Source organism: Allosphingosinicella sp. (assembly GCF_036402135.1).
Taxonomy (GTDB): Bacteria; Pseudomonadota; Alphaproteobacteria; order Sphingomonadales; family Sphingomonadaceae; genus Allosphingosinicella.
Map to the genome: position 1 here is coordinate 15,730 of NZ_DASWTN010000033.1, position 17,351 is coordinate 33,080.

The following is a 17,351-nucleotide window of genomic DNA, read 5'->3' on the forward strand; positions in this document are numbered from 1 at the left end:
AGGGCTCAGAACGCGCATGAGCAGCCCGTCCACGACCACCGTCGCGATTATAGCCGTTGTATGCGGCATTTGGATCGGACTCGCTGCAATAATATCGACACTTGCGGCTCGGCGGCTTCGCGAGGTGAGGGAGGTAAAGAAGACAAATCGAACTATTTTGTCTCTGATGAATGCTGCGCCTGCCCTACCGCTGGCGGTTACCCATGACCGAAAAATAAGCTGCCCCGGTCGTCTTCGAACATGGTTGCACCTAGATGATAGCTCGAACTCGCTAGATGCTTTGTTGGAGAAGTTGACATCCAGCGACGTGGTTCGCTTTGACGCTGGTATAGCCGCTACGGCCTCAGGTGAATCTTTCTACCACATCCTCAGCCTCGCTGGATCGACACGCATCTTTCGCCTTGTCGGCGAGCCTGCCCCGTCCGAACTGAATGACGTGGCGGCGATCATATGGTTCGTTGATGCTACTGAGGATGAGGCGAGAGCCAAGAAGGCGCGAGAAGAGAGCGATAACGCAAACAAGGCGTTGAACGCGTTATCGGCGGTTATCGAGGCCGCTCCCTTCCCCATCTGGCACCGCGGCCCTGATCTTCGCCTTGCACTGGTTAACAGCGCCTACGTACGTGCCGTTGAAGCAGACAGCGCGATGGCGGTGATCAAGTCCGGCATAGAACTGGTAGACGAAGGCGAAGGCCGCAGCGCGCTCAGCCAGGCCGCGGCGGTGCTTCAGAGCAAAGAACCTGTATCCCGCACCGTTCCGGCGACCATCGCCGGCGAGCGGCGGGTGATGGAGGTAGTGGAGGTGCCGCTGGGCGAGGGCGTCGCCGGTTACGCGATCGACGTCGAGGAGCGGGAGCAGGCCCATGCTGAACTCTCCCGCTTCGTCCAGGCGCAGCATGACATGCTCGATCGCCTTTCCGCCGGCGTAGCCCAGTTCAGCCGCGACCACACGCTCATCTTCTGGAATCAGCCGTTCAGCCGACTTTTCTCATTGGCCCCCGACGTGCTGGCAGACCAGCCGGAATTCAACCGTGTGCTCGATTTTATGCGGGAGGGCGGCAATCTCCCCGAAGTGCGGGACTTCCCCGAATGGCGCGAGGAAAGGCGTGCTTGGTTCACCGCTGGCCTCACCGCCAACGAAGAGGACTGGCTGCTTCCGGGCGGCAAGCACCTCCGCGTCGTCGCGCAGCCTCTTCCCGACGGCGGCCTGCTCTTAATCTTCGAAGACCGTACAGAGCAGATCCAGCTGGCCAGTGCCCGCGACACCCTGCTCCGCGTCCGAACCGCGACGTTCGACAATCTATTCGAAGCCATCGGCGTATTCGCCTCGGACGGACGCCTCCACCTCTGGAACAATCGTTTTCGCGAAGTCTGGGAGTTCGAGGAGGAGCAGCTTACCGCGCATCCGCGCATCGACTCGCTCGTCCCGCACATCGCGTCGAAGCTCAAGAAGGCGAGCCACGCCGGCTTCGTCCGCGAGCTGGTGCGGAGCGCCACCGTCGAGCGCAAGCAGCGGAGCGGCCGCGTCACGCTCACCGATGGGCGCCATTTCGAATTTGCCGCCGTGCCGCTCCCCGACGGCAACGCGCTTTTCACCATGCTCGACATCACCGACAGCCGCCGGATCGAGGCGGCGCTCCGCGACCGCACCGAAGCGCTCGAGGATGCTGACCGCCTCAAGACCGCCTTCGTCTCCAACATGAGCTACGAGCTCCGCACGCCGCTCACTTCGATCGGCGGGTTCGCCGAGATGCTGGCGGGCGGCTATGCGGGCGAGCTCCCGCCCACGGCGCGCGACTATGTTGGCGCAATCACCGACTCCGTGACCCGGCTCAGCGCCCTCATCGACAATGTGCTCGACCTCACGCAAAGCGATACAGGCAGCCTGCTCCTCGCCGAGGACCAAGTGGACCTCGAGCCCCTCTGCACCGACGCCGCTGGTTCCGCGCGCGAGCTGGCGGCGCGGAAGAGTATCGAACTCGCCGCCGAGATTGAGCCGACCGTCGGCGAAATCCTTGGCGATCGCCGCCGCCTTCGCCAGGCGATCGACAATGTGATCAGGAATGCCATCGCCTATACCGATGAGGGCGGACGCGTGCTGATCCGGGCCACCGGCACTGCGCGCACGGCCGAAGTCACCATCTCAGACAATGGCCGAGGCATCGCCGCCGCCGATAGGGCGCGCGTGTTCGACCGCTTCCACCGCACCGTTGCGCGGGGGGAGGGGGAGGAGAATGCGCTCGGCCTCGGCCTTCCGCTCGCCAAGCAATATGTCGAGGCGCAAGGCGGCTCGATTCAGCTGGAATCGGAGCTTGGCGTTGGCACGACGGTGACGATCAAGCTGCCGCGGACGCGCTGATGCATCTTAGGGGAGAAGACGCCACGGAAGCGCTCGGCGCTACTATGGCCGGCGCGCTGAAGGCCGGCGACGTCGTTGCGCTGTTCGGCGATCTGGGCGTCGGCAAGACGACTTTCAGCCGTGGCATCCTTCGCGGCCTGGGTTTCAGCGGCGAGGTGGCTAGCCCCACTTTTCCCATCATACAGGCCTATGACGCGCCGGATGTGAGCCTGCCGATTTGGCACGTGGACCTCTACCGCATTGAGGATCCCGCGGAACTGGAGGAGCTGGCGCTGGACGAGGCGCTGGGCCATGCGGCTCTGCTCGTGGAATGGCCCGAACGGCTCGGGCGCGGCCTGTGGCGGCACGCCCTCCGTCTCCATCTGTCGACCGCAGGTGAGGGCGCCCGCGCCTTGACAGCGGAAGTGCCGCCCGCTTGGGAGGGCCGATGGCCGCCACGATGATTCCGCCCGCCTCCGCACCTGGCTTCCTTGCCGCAAATGGTTGGGAAGGCGCGGAAATTCGTCCGCTGGCGGGCGATGCCTCTTTCCGCCGCTATTTTCGCGTGCATCGCGCCGGCACCCGCGCTGTTCTGATGGACGCGCCTCCGCCGCACGAGGACCCAAGGCCCTTCATCGCCGTCGCCGAATGGCTGGCACAGCTCGGCCTCTCCGCGCCTCGCATCTTGGCGCGCGACCTGGATAGCGGGCTGCTCCTGCTCGACGATTTCGGCGACGACCGGCTCCGCGAGACGCTGGATGCGGCTCCGAACCGCGAGCGCGAGCTGTACGAGGTCGCGACGGATCTCTTGGTCGCCCTTCACAAGCACCCGCCTATGCCCGGCCTTCAGGTCCATGGTCTGCCGCAGTGGCTGAGCGAGCTTACGCTGTTCATCGATTGGTACTGCCCGGCCCTCGGCCTTGAGGTCGACCAAGGTGCTTTTGTTGCGGCTTGGACAGAGGTGCTGGCACCTGTGGCTGAAGACGGCCTGGGCCCCGTCACGGTCCTCCGCGACTATCATGCCGAGAACATCATGCTGGTCGGGGGGCGGAGCGGCGTTGCCCATCTCGGGCTACTCGATTTTCAGGACGCGCTGGCCGGTCATCCGGCTTATGACTTAGTGTCGGTGCTGGAAGATGCCCGGCGGGACGTTTCCCCATCAGTCGAAAAGGCGATGATGGCCCGCTATCTAACGGCCACCGGAACCGAACCCGACCTGTTCGAGCGTGCCTACTGGGCCTTGGCCGCTCAACGCAACACGCGCATTCTGGGCGTCTTCACCCGTCTCTGGAAGCGCGACAACAAGCCGCATTATACAGCTTTCCAGCCGCGGATGTGGGGACTTCTGGAGCGCGATCTTGCCTGTCCGGCACTTGCTCCGATCAAGAAGTGGTTTGATGCCAATGTGCCAGCCGAGAAGCGCGCGGGCGCCTGGGCCGAAGGCATCGCGGCATGACGCGCTACAGAAGGCCGCTCGCACTCAGGCCCGATCCGCAGGGAACGGTGCCGGACACCGCCATGGTGATGGCGGCCGGGCTCGGAAAGCGCATGCGCCCGCTCACCGCGACGCGGCCGAAGCCGCTCATTGAAGTCGCTGGTCAAACCCTGCTCGACCACACGCTTGAACATCTGAAATCCGCGGGTGTCAAAAAGGCGGTCGTGAACGTCCACTATCTTGCCGATGCACTTGAAGCGCATCTGAGAACCCGGGTGGAAGGCATTGAGATCGTTGTTTCGGACGAGCGCGAACAGTTGCTCGAAACGGGCGGCGGCCTCGTCAAGGCGCTGCCGCTGATCGACGCCGATCCGTTCTTCTGCATCAATTCGGACAATCTCTGGATCGACGGACCGGTGGATTCGCTTCGCCTGCTTGCGTCCAACTGGGACGACGCGCGGATGGACGCGCTCCTCCTGCTCGTGCCGCTCGCTCGTGCGACCGGCCATGGAGGCCAAGGGGACTTCCACCTTGGCGCGGAAGGCAGGCTCCGCCGCCGCAAACGCGGCGTCGTCGCGCCCTTCGTCTATACGGGGATCCAGATCGTCTCGAAGCGGCTGTTCCACGGCGACCTGCCGGAAGGGCCCTTCTCCACGAACATCCTCTGGGACCGGGCAATGGAGGAAGGCCGCTGTTACGGCGCTGTGCATCATGGCCTCTGGTTCGACGTCGGCACGCCCCAGAACGTTAAGAAGACCGAAGCCGCACTCGCTTACGCCTGAGAAGGCCGTTAGGCTGCTTACGTGAGCCTTTTGTCAAAGCCGTCCGTCTTCACCATCCCCCCCCACCGCGCCTTCGCCGATGCCCTGGCGGCGGGACTGATCGTGCGTTTCGGGCAGACCAAGACCGGCCTCGCCCAGGGCATCGTGCTCGTCCCTAACAACCGTGCGGCGCGGGCGATCACCGACGCCTTCGTCCGCCGGTCGGACGGCGGGCTGCTTCTGCCGCGGCTCGTCCCGGTCGGCGATCCGGAGCTGGACGAGCGGATCGGCGGCGCGCTGGAGCCGCTGGGGGAGGGGGAGGAGGTGCCGCCTGCAATCGAGCCAGTCGAGCGGCTGATGCTGCTTGCGCGGCTCGTCCAGAAACATGGCGACGTGGATGCGGCCGAGGCGCTGCGCCTCGCGAAGGACCTCGCCCGGACGCTCGATCAACTTCTCATCGAGCAGGTGTCGCCCGCCCGCCTCCGCGACTTCGCCGCCGAGCTGCCGGACCTTTCCATTCACTGGCAGAAGTCGCTGGATCGGCTTCAGATCATCCTTTCGGAATGGCCGAAGCTGCTTGAGGAGCGTGGCCGCATCGACCTTGCGGAGCGCCGCAACCGGCTGCTGGGCGGTCTTGCCGAGCGCTGGCGTGCCGCGTCGCCTTCCGGCTTCGTCGTTGCGGCGGGCATCACCACCACCGCGCCCGCCGTGGCTGCGGTCCTGCACACGGTTGCGCGTCTCCCTGAGGGTTTAGTGGTTCTGCCGGCGCTCGATCTCGAAATGCCTCAAGAGGAATGGGACGCACTGGGGCCGCACGAGCCGGATCCGGTCACCGGCCGCCGCCGCGCATCGATCGAAACCCACCCGCAATTCCATCTTAAGCTGCTGCTCGACCGCATGAGCGTCGGCCGCGGCGAGGTGCAGCGCTGGCGCTGGGGCGGGGGCCGCGACGCGCCCGCAATCCGCAGTCGCGCCATCGCCAATGCCATGGCGCCGGCGCTCTTCACGGCCGAATGGCAGGCGCTGAAGCCCGCCGAACGCCGCCTCACGGGCGTTCGCGCGCTGGAACTCGCCGATCCTGCCGAAGAAGCGCAGGCGATCGCCATCGCCCTCCGCGAAGCGCTGGAGGAGCCGGGGCGTACCGCTGCTTTGGTGACACCCGACCGCAAGCTCGCGCGCCGCGTTTCCGCGCACCTGAGGCGCTGGGGCATCGAGGCGGACGACAGCGCCGGACGTCCGCTTTCCGAAACGCCGCCCGGCACTCTGCTGCTCGCGCTTGCCACGGTGGCTGCGGAAGGCTTCGCGCCGGTGCCGCTCCTCACGCTCCTGAAACACCCGCTCGTCCGGAAGGGGGAGGAGCGGCTTGCCTGGCTGGAGGGCAGCCGAACCCTGGATCTCGCGCTCCGCGGACCTCGCCCGCCAATCGGCCTTGGAGGAATTGCAAACTTCCTTGCCGACGACAGCGGACGTGACGGCGCCTTGCGCCGATCTGCAGCGGCGTGGTGGGGCGACGTGGCTCCCCTGCTCAAGCCGCTGGAAGAGGCATTTGCCGGCGAGAAGACGCTTGGTACCCTTATTGCCGCGCTCCGCGAAACCGCGTCGCTGCTCACCGGCAACCATACCTGGGCAGGTCCGGCCGGCCGTGCCGCCGCCGATCTTCTCGCCTCGGTCGAGCCCGCCGCCGAACAGGGCCCGACCCATGTCAGCGCGACGAGCCTGCCGCAGCTCCTCGAACGGCTGATGCAGGGCGTGGCGGTTCGCCCGCCCTACGGCCAGCATCCCCGCATCTTCATCTGGGGCCTGCTCGAAGCGCGGCTCCAGCATGCCGATCTGATGATCCTGTCCGGCCTCAACGAGGGCACCTGGCCTGCGCTGCCTGCCCCCGATCCCTGGCTCGCGCCCCGCATCCGCGCCGAGCTTGGGCTGCCGAGCCTGGAGCGCCGCATCGGCCTTGCCGCGCACGATCTGGCAAGCGCGCTCGGCGGCCGCGAAGTGCTGGTGACCCGCGCCCGCCGCGACGCCCGCGCGCCTGCCATCGCTTCGCGCTTCTGGCTCCGGCTGGAGGCGATGACGGGCGGCCTCACCCGTTCGCCCCTTCACCGCCGCTGGGCGCAGGCTCTGGACAAGCCGTCGGCGCATGGCCCCGTGCCCCAGCCAGCCCCCGAGCCGCCGGTGGAGGAGCGCCCGCGTACTATCTCGGTCACGGAGGTCGATCGTCTCAAGGCCGATCCCTTCGCTTTTTATGCGCGGAAGATGCTCCGCCTGTCGGCGCTCGACGTAATTGACGCCGATCCAAGCCCGGCATGGCGTGGAAGCGCCGTGCACGAGGTGCTGGAGGGATGGCTGAAGGAGGATGATTGTGACCCCGCCAAGCTCCGCCCGCGGGCCGAGGCGCTGCTTGCCGGAAGCACCGCGCATCCGTTGATGCGGGCGCTTTGGCAGCCGCGCCTTCTCGAAGCCATCGACTGGGTCGCCGCCGAAGTGGCGAGAGACAGGGAGGAGGGCCGAAGGCCACTCGCCGCCGAAGCCGAGGGGAAGATCGACATTGCAGGCGTGACCCTGAGGGGCGTCGCAGACCGCATCGACCGCGCCGCCGACGGCAGCCTCGTCATCCTCGATTACAAGACCGGCACGCCCCCTGGGGCGAAGGCGGTGGCGGAAGGCTATTCGATGCAGCTCGGGCTTCTGGGCCTCATTGCGGAACGCGGCGGCTTCGACGGCATCGAAGGCATCCCCGCAGCATTCGAATATTGGTCGCTGGCGAAGCGGGCGGGAAAGCTCGGCTACGTCGCAAGTCCGGTCGGCGGCAGGAACGGCCTCGACGCCGCCGACTTCACCACCATCGCCGCCCGCAACTTCATCGCCGCCGCAGAAAAGTGGCTGACCGGAGATGAGCCCTTCACTGCCAAGCTGCATCCTGAATATGCGCCCTATGGCGACTACGACCAGCTCATGCGTCTTGAGGAATGGTACGGCCGCGAGTGCTAGCAGCTTCCGGTTAGCGGAAGCTGCTTCGGCCGAAGATAGAGTTCGGCTTCGCCTCCAGGATAACGGCGGAGGCGATAGCCCTTCGCCTCCGCATAGCGGCGGAGCGCAGCGTCGAGCCCAACCCCGTTGAGATGGTCGCCCCGCTCGAAACCTGTGATGATGGCCGCAGGAGGCGCGCAGTCGAAACGGCGGGCGACCGTGCGCGGACTCAGCATGACCAGCTGCCTCTGGCGTTCGTCGTCAATTCTGTCGCCGGTCCTGTATGCGAATGGGCCGGTTGCGAATTCCGGCATCAGCGAAAGGCGGCTGTCGATCATTGCATGGGGCGAAAGCGTTGCCACCTCTCCTCGAAGTCCGGTTTGCTCGACTTCTCGCCCGATCCAGCGGCCTTGCCGGGTGATCTCCACTGCCGGCAGTTTCTCCTTCCACGCGGCTCGAGCGAAATGGTCTACCGACTTGGACAGACCAACTGCTGCAAAAACGACGGCTAACACGACCACCCACCCGCGCCATTTGCCCTTCGGCAGCTGCACGAGCGCGGCGCGGGCGAAGAGCGGCGCCAAAACCGGGATAAAATATTGCCGCCAGGTCGGCGTCGGCATCAGCGCTGCGATCAAGCCGGCGAGAATAAGCTCTTCCAGGAAACGCATCGCTGGCGTCGTGATCAAACCCTCAACGCGGCGCCGGTACATGTCCCAGGCGACCATGAGAATAGCGAGCAGCGCCGGCCCCCGCATCAAGATCATCAGGCTGTCGACCGCCTTGGCGGTGAGGGTCAGGCGATGGCCACGGCCGCTCATCTCGTACCACTCGAAGGGCGCCGTGCCGCCATATTCGAATACCCCGTAGAGGAACGTAGAGGGTGCTGCCAGGAAGGCGGAGAGGGTGGGAAGAAGGCCAGCGAGAAGGCCCGCGCTGAATCCCACAAGCGCTAGCCAGGCGGAGAGCGTCCGACGTGCCGGCCACCAGCGGACCAGAAGGAAGAGGCCCGTTGCTGCCGCAGGAAAGGCGTAGCTTAATTTCGTGCTGACCGCGAACCCAATGCCAAGGCCGGCAAGCGCCCAGAGCCGGTAGGAATCCCCTCGGCCCCGTAGCGCTGCGATGCCCGCGACCATCGCACCGCCCGCCAGCATGGCCGGAAGCATGTCGTTTCGAACGACGGACGTGGAGAAGAGGAAGATATGGCAGCAACCCGCGGCCAGGGTGGCAATGCCGGCAGTCTTAACAGAGGCGCCGCTCAATCTCGCAGCCGCAAAAATTGTCAGGAGCAATGCCAGTCCGAGAGTAGCCGTGAGCAGCCGAAAAGCGATCAGGCTCCAGCCTTCGGTGGCGGCCAGCACCGGCGCCATGACGTAGGGTTGAAGCGGCGTCTGGAGATACAGGAAGTCGACGAATAATCGGCCCTCTCGCGCGAGCAGGGCCGCTGCGAGATACTGGTCCTCATCATGATCAATTGGCGCCGCGAGGCTGAGGAGCAGTAGGATCGCCCAGAGTCCGACAACGGCCGCAAGGCTGCGGGCATCCACGCGCACAAGATCGAGTGCCCGGCGTCCGGCCCAAGGCCTGGAAAGTGTCTGAACCGTCAAGGGATCCCCGCCCGCTGAAGACGGCATCCATTAATGGGCAGTTGTGAAAATTGTAAGATGAAAAGTAGATATTTATCTGCTACTTAGTGGGTCAGGGCCTTCCTCTTTAGGGATGAGGGGGAAGGCTCTACTTCCATTACCTTAGCTCTTGCAGGACGCAAAAGGGGCGACCGTTGCCGGCCGCCCCATCCCGCTATGAGCGTCTGCTCAAAGCTTAGCGATTATAGTCGCCGCTCCGGTCGGTCCGCTCGAACTCGCTGCGGCTCGTTTCGGAGCTCGACTGCTGCCGATCGTTATCGAAGCCGAAGGCCGAGCGGTCGCTTTCCGAACGGACGCCTTCGTCCACATCCACTTCGGTGCGGCGCACGGTGTCCTCGACGTCTTCCATATGCTCTTCGGCCGTCTTGCGGACCACGACTTCTTCCGTAACGCGCGCTTCCTTGGAGACCATCGGCACTTCGTCCGTCTCGGTCATCTCGATGGTGCGCTCACGGAGCAGATCGCTATCGGCAAGGCCGTCGCTCGCCTCGATCCGCTGATCGACTGGGCGACGCTCGACGCTTACATGCTCGTCGCGGAGGTTCACCTGCTCATGGACCGGTGTTTCGCGGACATAGGAGCGAACGCGCGCGCCGCCGCGATTGACCTCGCGCTTGCCGACGAGAAGCTGCTCTTCGACGATCGGAATATGCTCTTCCTCGACGGTGCGGCCTTCGGTGCGGTTCTCATAAGCACCTGAGGTGGTGCCGCTCATGCCGGACGCCGCGCCCATCCCGGCGCTACCCATCGATCCGGAATAAGGCTGCCAGCCTTCGCTCTTCCAGTTCTGCTGGCGCTCGTCGAAATCGATGCTGTTCGTCTGCTCGAGGATGCGGATGGCTTCGTCGGCATCGTCCTCGTCGACCCGCGCGCAAAGCAGATAACCGCCGCGGCGCATGCCTTCTTCATAGGCGTGACGGTCTTCGTCCGGCATGAAGGCGTCCTTCACCGACGACCAGAAACCGCCGCCGCTGGATCCGGAGCTGCTGCTGCCGGACGACGACGCGCCGGAGCTCTGGTCGAGTATCTGGACGCGGCTTGCGTCCACATTGGCGGCCGACAGGCGCTCGCGCGCGGATTCGGCTTCGCTTCGGCTGTCGTAAAGGGCGGTGATGGTCCTGGTCATTTCGTTAGCTCCTCGTCCATGCTTGGTGATGAGAAGCCGCTAATCACTTATGTTAGCCCAACGTTCCTTTCGTTTCGGCGGCGCCGTAGCGCTTTCAAACGAAACGAGATTTCGGCGCGCCCAGCCGAAACAAGGCGTCAGTAAGCGGCCTGGAGAAGCCCTTCGATCACATGGTGCTGCACCACCGTCTCCAGCTCATCCACCAGCCGGTAAGTAAGGTGATCGATCACGCGCGGCGGCAGCGTCTCGGCATAGGCGCGAGTGAGCTGAAGGTCGTGGTGGGAGGCATTGTCGGCGTCCGGCGCATCGACGCCCACCACCAGCACCGGCCGGGCAACGCTCGACCGGTTGGCGGTGCCGCGATGGACGGTGAGCGCCGAGCGGGCCGAGATGTCGCCCCGCTGCGGCATCTTCTGAACCTTCCGCGCCTCGTAGCGCGGCCAGAGTTCGCGCGGCGGGAACATGCCCTTGGGACAGCCTTCGAACTGGTCCCACTGCGTGCCGAGCGCAATCTCGAACGGCCCCATCTCGGGCGTCGTGTCCACGGCGGTAAGATTGAAGGCGAGCGAGTTCAGCCGCCGCCCCTTCGTCATCGCCTCGGGCACGGCGAAGTCTCGGTGCCAGGGCTGGTCGGCCGCCCCGGGGAAGGGGATGTCGAAGCCGATCTCGACGATCCGGTAATCGGGCCCGAGCACCGCTTCGCACACCGCGATGAACCAAGGATGCGTGACGATATCCACGAAGCCGCGCACCCGCTCCGGCTGCACCTCGACATACCAGCGCTCGGGGCCGCGCGGGAGGACGCCGCCCGGAACGGCCTTCGCTTCCTCGAACAGAATTTCGATATCCTCGCGCATCCGGTCGGCCCACTCCGGCGGGAACGCCCCCTTAAGGCCAATGATGCCGTCGCCGTAGAGGCCGCCCATGATATCGGCGGGTTCGTAGTCCATGCTCCGACTCTCGCAAAAACAAGCGGCTGAAATCTATCAGCTTTGCCCGGGAAGGCGAGGGTGCTTGTAGCGGCCGGACTCAGCCGCCGACCGCCACCTTCTTCGCCGGAGCCGCGTCCGTACCCCGCGCATGGGCGATGCAGACGGCGTTGTTGAGCTGGTCGGGGGTGAAGGGCTTGGCGAGCACGATCACGTCCGCGGGCCGGTTCGAGATCGAATCCGTGTCGGCATAGCCGGTAATGATGATGCTTGGCAGGCCTGGCCGCACCTCCCGCGCGCGCCGCACCACTTCGACGCCGGACAGGACCGGCATCGCGTAATCGCTAACGATGATGTCGCAGCAAATCGGGTCCTCGTCCAGCAGCGCCAGGACCTCCGCGCCGCCCGATGCCTGCAGCACGGTGTGGCCCGCGTCCTGAAGCATGGCCGCCGTGGTCGCGCGGACGCCCGGATGATCGTCGGCGAGGAGCACCCGCAGCTTCGGCCGGGCGATCTCCTCGGTGGCCGGCGAAGCGTTATTTCCGCTCGCTTTCCGCACCTGAACGTCGGGCGCTCGGGGCAGCCAGATCTCTACCCGCGTACCCTCGCCAACCTTGCTGTCGATGCGGAGAGCGCCGTCGGACTGCTTGGCGAAGCCGTAGACCATGGAAAGGCCTAGCCCCGTGCCCTTGCCGACCTCCTTTGTCGTGAAGAAAGGCTCGAGCACCCGCTCGACGATCTCGGGCGGAATGCCGCTGCCGGTATCGGCGACGGTCAGCACCAGATAGTCGCCGTCCGGAAGCGCCATGGCATTGTCGGCGCTGAGGCTCTCGTTCCGCCCGGACACGGTAATCGTGCCGCCTTCCGGCATCGCGTCGCGCGCATTGATGATGAGGTTCATCAGCGCGAGCTCGAGCTGCGCCTCGTCGGCAAAGGCGGGCCAGAGCGTCTCGTCCGTCTCCCATTCAAGGTGGACGAGGCCGCCAAGCGTATGGGCGAGAAGCTCGCCGACCGCTGCCGACAATTTGCCGATCTCGACCCGCGCCGGCTCCAGCTGCTGGCGCCGCGCAAAGGCGAGGAGGCGCTTCACCAGTTCCGAGCCCTGTTCGGCGGCATGGCGCGTCATGGAGAGGATCTTCTTCTGATCCTCCTTCAACTCCACGCGCCGCTCGATCATGCCAAGGCCGCCGAGAACCGCCGCCAGCAAATTGTTGAAATCGTGCGCGATGCCGCCGGTCAGCTTACCAACGGCATCCATCTTCTGCGAATGGACCAGCTGGTTTTCGAGCTGCTTCCGGTCGGTCACGTCCATAAGAGTGCCGGCAAACTCCACCGGATTGCCGTTCGTGTCCTTGAGGAGCACCGTCTGGTCGAGAAAGTGTTTGTATTCGCCGCTGCCGCAGAGCCAGCGATACTCCTCGGAGAACATGCCAGTCCGCTGTCGCGCCTCGAGCGCCGCCATCACCCGCGGGCGATCCTCTTCATGAAGCCGGTCCGCCCAGATGTTCGGGTTCTCCTTCACCTCCTCGAAGCTGTAGCCGGTGACAGCCTCGAAATTGCCGCTGACGAACTGCGGTATCCGCGGGGAGGCGTTGAGCGGCTCAAGATAAAGGACGATCGGCAGGGATTCGATGATCGCCTGCTGCCTCTGCTGGGCGAGCCGAAGCTCCTTTTCGATGCGGAGGCGCTCGGCATTTGCCTTGAGGTTGGCGTCGAGCAGCTTCTGTTCCTGGTCGGCCTTCCGCTGGATTTCTTTGCTCTTGGCAAAGAGGTCGACGAAAACCGCGACCTTCGACTTAAGCACCACCGGCTCGACCGGTTTGAACACATAGTCAACTGCGCCCATCTCATAGCCGCGCATCAGATGCGCGCTTTCCTTGTTCACGGCGGACAGGAAGACGATGGGGATGCGCTTCGTCTGATCGCGGCTGCGGATGATCTTCGCCGTCTCATAACCATCGATGCCGGGCATGAAGACGTCGAGCAGGATGACCGCGAACTCGCCTTTCAGCAGGTGACGAAGCGCTTCCTCGCCCGACGAGGCGACGACTGCATCGGCCACTTCCTCCACGACCGTCTTCAGCGCGAGGAGGTTGCGCTCGTCGTCGTCGACGATCAGGACGCGCGGCCGCTCGATCGGTCCATCTTCGACGAGCGCAGCGTCAAGGAGCGGGGACGATCCGCCTCCTGAAGCGGACTTGACGCGCTTTTGAGCGGTCATCCCTTACTCCGCCGCAGTCTCTGCGAGCCGCGGCCGGGCTTGGCTCGTCGCCGCCTTGTCGCGTGATCGGCCGATCCAGACGCGGAGGAGCGCAAGCAGCAGGTCCATGTCGACGGGCTTGGCGATATAGTCGGACGCGCCCGCGTCGAGGCACTTCTGCCGGTCGCCCTTCATCGCCTTCGCGGTAACCGCGATCAGCGGCACATCCGCCAGCTTATCCCTTGCCCGGATCTGTTGCATGGTCTCGTAACCGTCCATTTCAGGCATCATGATGTCGATAAGAGCAACGTCGATCGACGGGTTCTGCTCCAGTATCGAGATGCCTTCACGGCCCCGTTCGGCGTGGAGAACGGTCGCGTCGTAGGTCTCCAGCACGCTGGTGAGCGAGTAGATGTTCCGGATGTCGTCATCGACCACGAGGATGGTCGCGCCGGCAAGTTCCGGAACGCCGCGGTTCGCCTCGTCCTTCCGTGCGGGGACGGCGCGGCCGCGGCGAAGCGTCGTCGAAACGATCGCCTCCAGTTCGTCCGCATTCCGCGAAACCACGATGTTCCAGGTGGCGGCGAGTCGGTTCAGGGCCACATTGACGTCGTTGTGAACCTCCCCGTCGCCCGCGACCACGATGGGCACGGTCGCCGAATCCGGTCCAAGCGCCTCCAGCTCGTCGGCGACGCCGACTGCTTCGCTTGCCGCGACGATGATCGCGTCGAAGGCGGCGATACCGGTCTTGGCGATGCCCTTGACGAGCGTCGCCGCGTTTTCGACCGCGACGCCAGGATCGGCGATCGCCTTCCCAAGCGCCTTGCGCGACTTCGAATCGTGGCCGATCAGCAGCACCTTCTTCTCGCGGCGGCTGACCCGCTTCTGGAGGTCCTTGAAGACCTTCAGCAGCTCGTCATGCGGCGCGGGCTTTTCGGTAACGCCGAGGGCGCCGAGGGAGAGCGCGTCGGCAACCTCCTCCTTGCCCGAGATCACGTGCACCGGAATGTGCTGCGTGTCCGGATCGTGCTTCAGTAGGTCGAGCAGCACCGACCCGTCGATATCGGCGAGGCCGAGGTCGAGCGTGATCGCATCCGGCTGCAGCTTCCGCGCCATGGCGACCGTTCCCGATCCCGCACCCGAAAGCACGCCCTTCAGGCCCGCTTCGTGCGCGATTTCGAGGAGGATCGCCGCAAAGGTCGGGTCGTCCTCGACGATCAGCACGAACGGATCGTCGCCCAGGCTGTCGCGGTCGTCGCCAAGATCCTCGGGGTTGAGGATCGTGGCGCTGACGCCGGCCAGGTCGTTGCTGGCCGTCAGCATGGCGGTGGAGGGGAGAGTGTTCTCCTCAACCGCTTCCTGCGGGATGAAGAGGGTGAAGGTCGAACCTTCGCCCGGCTTAGACCTCACCTGCAGCTCGCCGCCGAGCAGGCGCGCGATCTCGCGGCTGATCGACAGGCCCAGGCCGGTGCCGCCATAACGGCGGCTGGTGGTGCCGTCCGCCTGCTGGAACGCTTCGAAGATGAGGCGCTGCTTGTCTTCCGGAATGCCGATGCCGGTATCGGACACCGATATGGCAAGCACGGAATCGGCCGTGCTCAGCACCGGATGGTTGGGGGTGAAGCCGCTGTCGACGCACTGGGCGCTCAGCTTCACGCAGCCGTCCGACGTGAACTTGAAGGCGTTTGACAGCAGGTTCAGCACCACCTGCTGCAGGCGCTTCTCGTCGGTCTTGATGGTGAGCGGCAGACGGCTGTCGAACTCGACCTCGAAATTGAGGCCCTTGTCCTGCGCCAGCTGGCGGAAGGTGCGCTCGACATTCTGCTTGAGGCTCTTCAGCTGCACCTCGCCGACCTCGATCGACACAGTACCGGATTCGATCTTCGAAAGGTCGAGGATGTCGTTGATGAGGCTGAGAAGGTCGGAACCGGCCGCGTGGATGGTGCGGGCGAATTCGGTCTGCTTCTCGCTGAGGTTGCCCTGCGGGTTGTCCGCAAGCAGCTTCGACAGGATCAGCAGCGAGTTCAATGGCGTCCGAAGCTCGTGCGACATGTTCGCAAGGAATTCGGACTTGTACTTGGACGTGAGGGCGAGCTGTTCGGCCTTTTCCTCGACCGCGCGGCGCGCCATGTCGATTTCGAGGTTCTTCGCTTCCACCTGCTTCTTTTCATATTCGAGCAGGAGCGCCTTTTCCTGAAGCTCCTCGTTGGTGGCGTGAAGCTCTTCCTGCTTGGTCGTAAGCTCGGTCTGACGCGCCTGAAGCTCCTGCGTCAGCAGCTGCGACTGCTTAAGGAGGCCCTCGGTACGCATGGTCGCGGCGATCGTGTTGAGCACGATGCCGATCGACTCCATCAGCTGGTCGAGGAAGCTCTGGTGGGTCTCGTTGAACTCCTGGAAGGAGGCGAGCTCGATCACCGCCTTCACATCGTCTTCGAACAAGGCCGGAAGGATGGCGACGTTCGCCGGCGGCGCATGGCCGAGGCCGGAGCCGATGCGGATGAACTCGCCCGGCACGTCCTGCAGCATGATGCTGCGCTTGTCGGCCGCGGCCTGGCCGATCAGCCCTTCGCGCAGCTTGAACTTGCCCTTCAGCTCGTCCTGCGTCTCCGCCCCATAGCTTGCCGCAAGGTCCAGAACCGTCTCGTCGCCTTCGCGCTTGGTCACGTAGAAGACGCCGTACTGCGCGTTCACCAGCGGCGCGAGTTCCGACATGATCAGGTTCGACACGGTCGTAAGATCGCGTTCGCCCTGGAGCATGCGGCTGAACCGCGCGAGGTTGGTCTTGAGCCAATCCTGCTCCGCATTCTTCAAGGTCTGTTCCTTGAGGTTGCGGATCATCTCGTTGATGTTGTCCTTGAGCGCGGCCATCTCGCCCGACGCCTCCACGGCGATCGAGCGCGAAAGGTCGCCCTTCGTCACCGCGGTCGCCACGTCGGCGATCGAGCGCACCTGGTTCGTGAGGTTCGCGGCCATCGCGTTCACGTTGTCGGTAAGGTCGCGCCACAGGCCCGCGGCGCCCGGCACCGAGGCCTGGCCGCCCAGCTTTCCTTCGATGCCCACCTCGCGGGCCATGTTGGTCACCTGGTCGCCGAAGGTCGAAAGCGTGTCGATCATGAAGTTGATCGTGTCGGCGAGAGCGGCGATTTCGCCCTTGGCTTCCACCGCCAGCTTCCGCTTCAAATTGCCCTGCGCCACCGCGGTCACAACGTCCGCGATGCCGCGCACCTGGTTGGTGAGGTTGTTCGCCATCAGGTTCACGTTGTCCGTGAGGTCCTTCCAGGTGCCGCCGACGCCCGGCACCTGCGCCTGGCCGCCGAGGCGCCCTTCGGTACCCACTTCGCGGGCCACGCGGGTCACTTCCGAGGCGAATGAGTTCAGCTGGTCCACCATGACGTTGATGGTGTTCTTGAGCTCCAGGATTTCGCCCTTCACGTCCACGGTGATCTTCTTCGAAAGGTCGCCCTTCGCCACCGCGGTCGTCACTTCGGCGATGTTACGCACCTGGCCGGTAAGATTGTCGGCCATCAGGTTCACGTTGTCGGTAAGATCCTTCCAGGTACCCGCGACGCCGCGCACCTGCGCGCGTCCGCCGAGCTTCCCTTCGGTACCCACTTCGCGGGCCACGCGCGTCACCTCGCCCGCGAACGAGTTGAGCTGATCGACCATGGTGTTGATCGTGCTCTTGAGCTCGAGGATTTCGCCCTTCACGTCCACGGTGATCTTCTTGGAAAGATCGCCGAGCGCCACGGCGGTGGTCACTTCGGCGATATTACGCACCTGGCCCGTCAGGTTCGCGGCCATGGCGTTCACGTTGTCGGTGAGATCCTTCCAGGTCCCGCCGACGCCCGGCACCTGCGCCTGGCCGCCCAATTTGCCTTCGGTGCCGACCTCGCGGGCCACGCGCGTCACTTCCGATGCGAAGCCGTTGAGCTGGTCCACCATCGTGTTG

The 17,351-nt window shown here is 64.9% G+C and carries 10 protein-coding genes; 5 read left to right on the plus strand and 5 right to left on the minus strand.

Annotation, left to right across the window (positions count from 1 at the left end; translation table 11 throughout):
• Positions 1–16: 16 nt before the first annotated feature.
• Genes VGD10_RS09810 through addB form a run of 5 tightly spaced genes read left to right on the plus strand, consistent with a single transcriptional unit; the run spans position 17 to position 7,522 of the window.
• Complete coding sequence (locus VGD10_RS09810) at positions 17–2,359, plus strand: PAS domain-containing sensor histidine kinase (RefSeq protein WP_414639521.1); 2,343 nt, start codon at positions 17–19, stop codon at positions 2,357–2,359.
• Positions 2,359–2,802, plus strand: coding sequence for a tRNA (adenosine(37)-N6)-threonylcarbamoyltransferase complex ATPase subunit type 1 TsaE (gene tsaE / locus VGD10_RS09815; RefSeq protein ID WP_331040638.1), 444 nt, complete (start codon positions 2,359–2,361; stop codon positions 2,800–2,802). Before VGD10_RS09810 ends, tsaE begins: the two co-directional genes overlap by 1 nt.
• Complete coding sequence (locus tag VGD10_RS09820; RefSeq protein ID WP_331040639.1) at positions 2,787–3,794, plus strand: aminoglycoside phosphotransferase family protein; 1,008 nt, start codon at positions 2,787–2,789, stop codon at positions 3,792–3,794. The genes tsaE and VGD10_RS09820 overlap by 16 nt, the downstream gene beginning before the upstream one ends.
• Entirely contained in the window at positions 3,791–4,555 is a 765-nt protein-coding gene (locus tag VGD10_RS09825) for a nucleotidyltransferase family protein (protein ID WP_331040640.1), read from the plus strand. Before VGD10_RS09820 ends, VGD10_RS09825 begins: the two co-directional genes overlap by 4 nt.
• A 21-nt stretch (positions 4,556–4,576) precedes the next feature.
• On the plus strand, positions 4,577–7,522 hold the full coding sequence (gene addB / locus VGD10_RS09830) for a double-strand break repair protein AddB (protein WP_331040641.1): 2,946 nt from the start codon (positions 4,577–4,579) through the stop codon (positions 7,520–7,522).
• Here addB and VGD10_RS09835 read toward each other — a convergent pair.
• From VGD10_RS09835 to VGD10_RS09855, 5 genes are all read right to left on the minus strand, one after another.
• The gene (locus VGD10_RS09835; protein WP_331040642.1) at positions 7,519–9,108 is read right to left on the minus strand and encodes a hypothetical protein; all 1,590 of its coding nucleotides are present in this window, start codon (positions 9,106–9,108) and stop codon (positions 7,519–7,521) included. The genes addB and VGD10_RS09835 overlap by 4 nt on opposite strands.
• A 214-nt stretch (positions 9,109–9,322) precedes the next feature.
• Complete coding sequence (locus VGD10_RS09840) at positions 9,323–10,273, minus strand: YsnF/AvaK domain-containing protein (RefSeq protein ID WP_331040643.1); 951 nt, start codon at positions 10,271–10,273, stop codon at positions 9,323–9,325.
• Positions 10,274–10,410: 137 nt separating this feature from the next.
• Positions 10,411–11,223, minus strand: a complete 813-nt coding sequence (locus VGD10_RS09845; RefSeq protein ID WP_331040644.1) for a phytanoyl-CoA dioxygenase family protein — start codon at positions 11,221–11,223, stop codon at positions 10,411–10,413.
• Between the two features lie 79 nt (positions 11,224–11,302).
• On the minus strand, positions 11,303–13,423 hold the full coding sequence (locus tag VGD10_RS09850; RefSeq protein WP_331040645.1) for a response regulator: 2,121 nt from the start codon (positions 13,421–13,423) through the stop codon (positions 11,303–11,305).
• Positions 13,424–13,426: 3 nt separating this feature from the next.
• Positions 13,427–17,351, minus strand: a 3,925-nt coding sequence (locus tag VGD10_RS09855; protein WP_331040646.1) for a response regulator, incomplete at its 5' end; no start/stop codon positions are given.

What these genes read in the sequence shown, in the direction of transcription:
- VGD10_RS09810 (WP_414639521.1), top strand. Translation starts at nt 17, where the DNA reads ATGAGCAGCCCGTCCACGACCACCGTCGCGATTATAGCCGTTGTATGC.
- tsaE (WP_331040638.1), top strand. Translation starts at nt 2,359, where the DNA reads ATGCATCTTAGGGGAGAAGACGCCACGGAAGCGCTCGGCGCTACTATG.
- VGD10_RS09820 (WP_331040639.1), top strand. Translation starts at nt 2,787, where the DNA reads ATGGCCGCCACGATGATTCCGCCCGCCTCCGCACCTGGCTTCCTTGCC.
- VGD10_RS09825 (WP_331040640.1), top strand. Translation starts at nt 3,791, where the DNA reads ATGACGCGCTACAGAAGGCCGCTCGCACTCAGGCCCGATCCGCAGGGA.
- VGD10_RS09840 (WP_331040643.1), bottom strand. Translation starts at nt 10,273, where the DNA reads ATGACCAGGACCATCACCGCCCTTTACGACAGCCGAAGCGAAGCCGAA.
- VGD10_RS09845 (WP_331040644.1), bottom strand. Translation starts at nt 11,223, where the DNA reads ATGGACTACGAACCCGCCGATATCATGGGCGGCCTCTACGGCGACGGC.
- VGD10_RS09850 (WP_331040645.1), bottom strand. Translation starts at nt 13,423, where the DNA reads ATGACCGCTCAAAAGCGCGTCAAGTCCGCTTCAGGAGGCGGATCGTCC.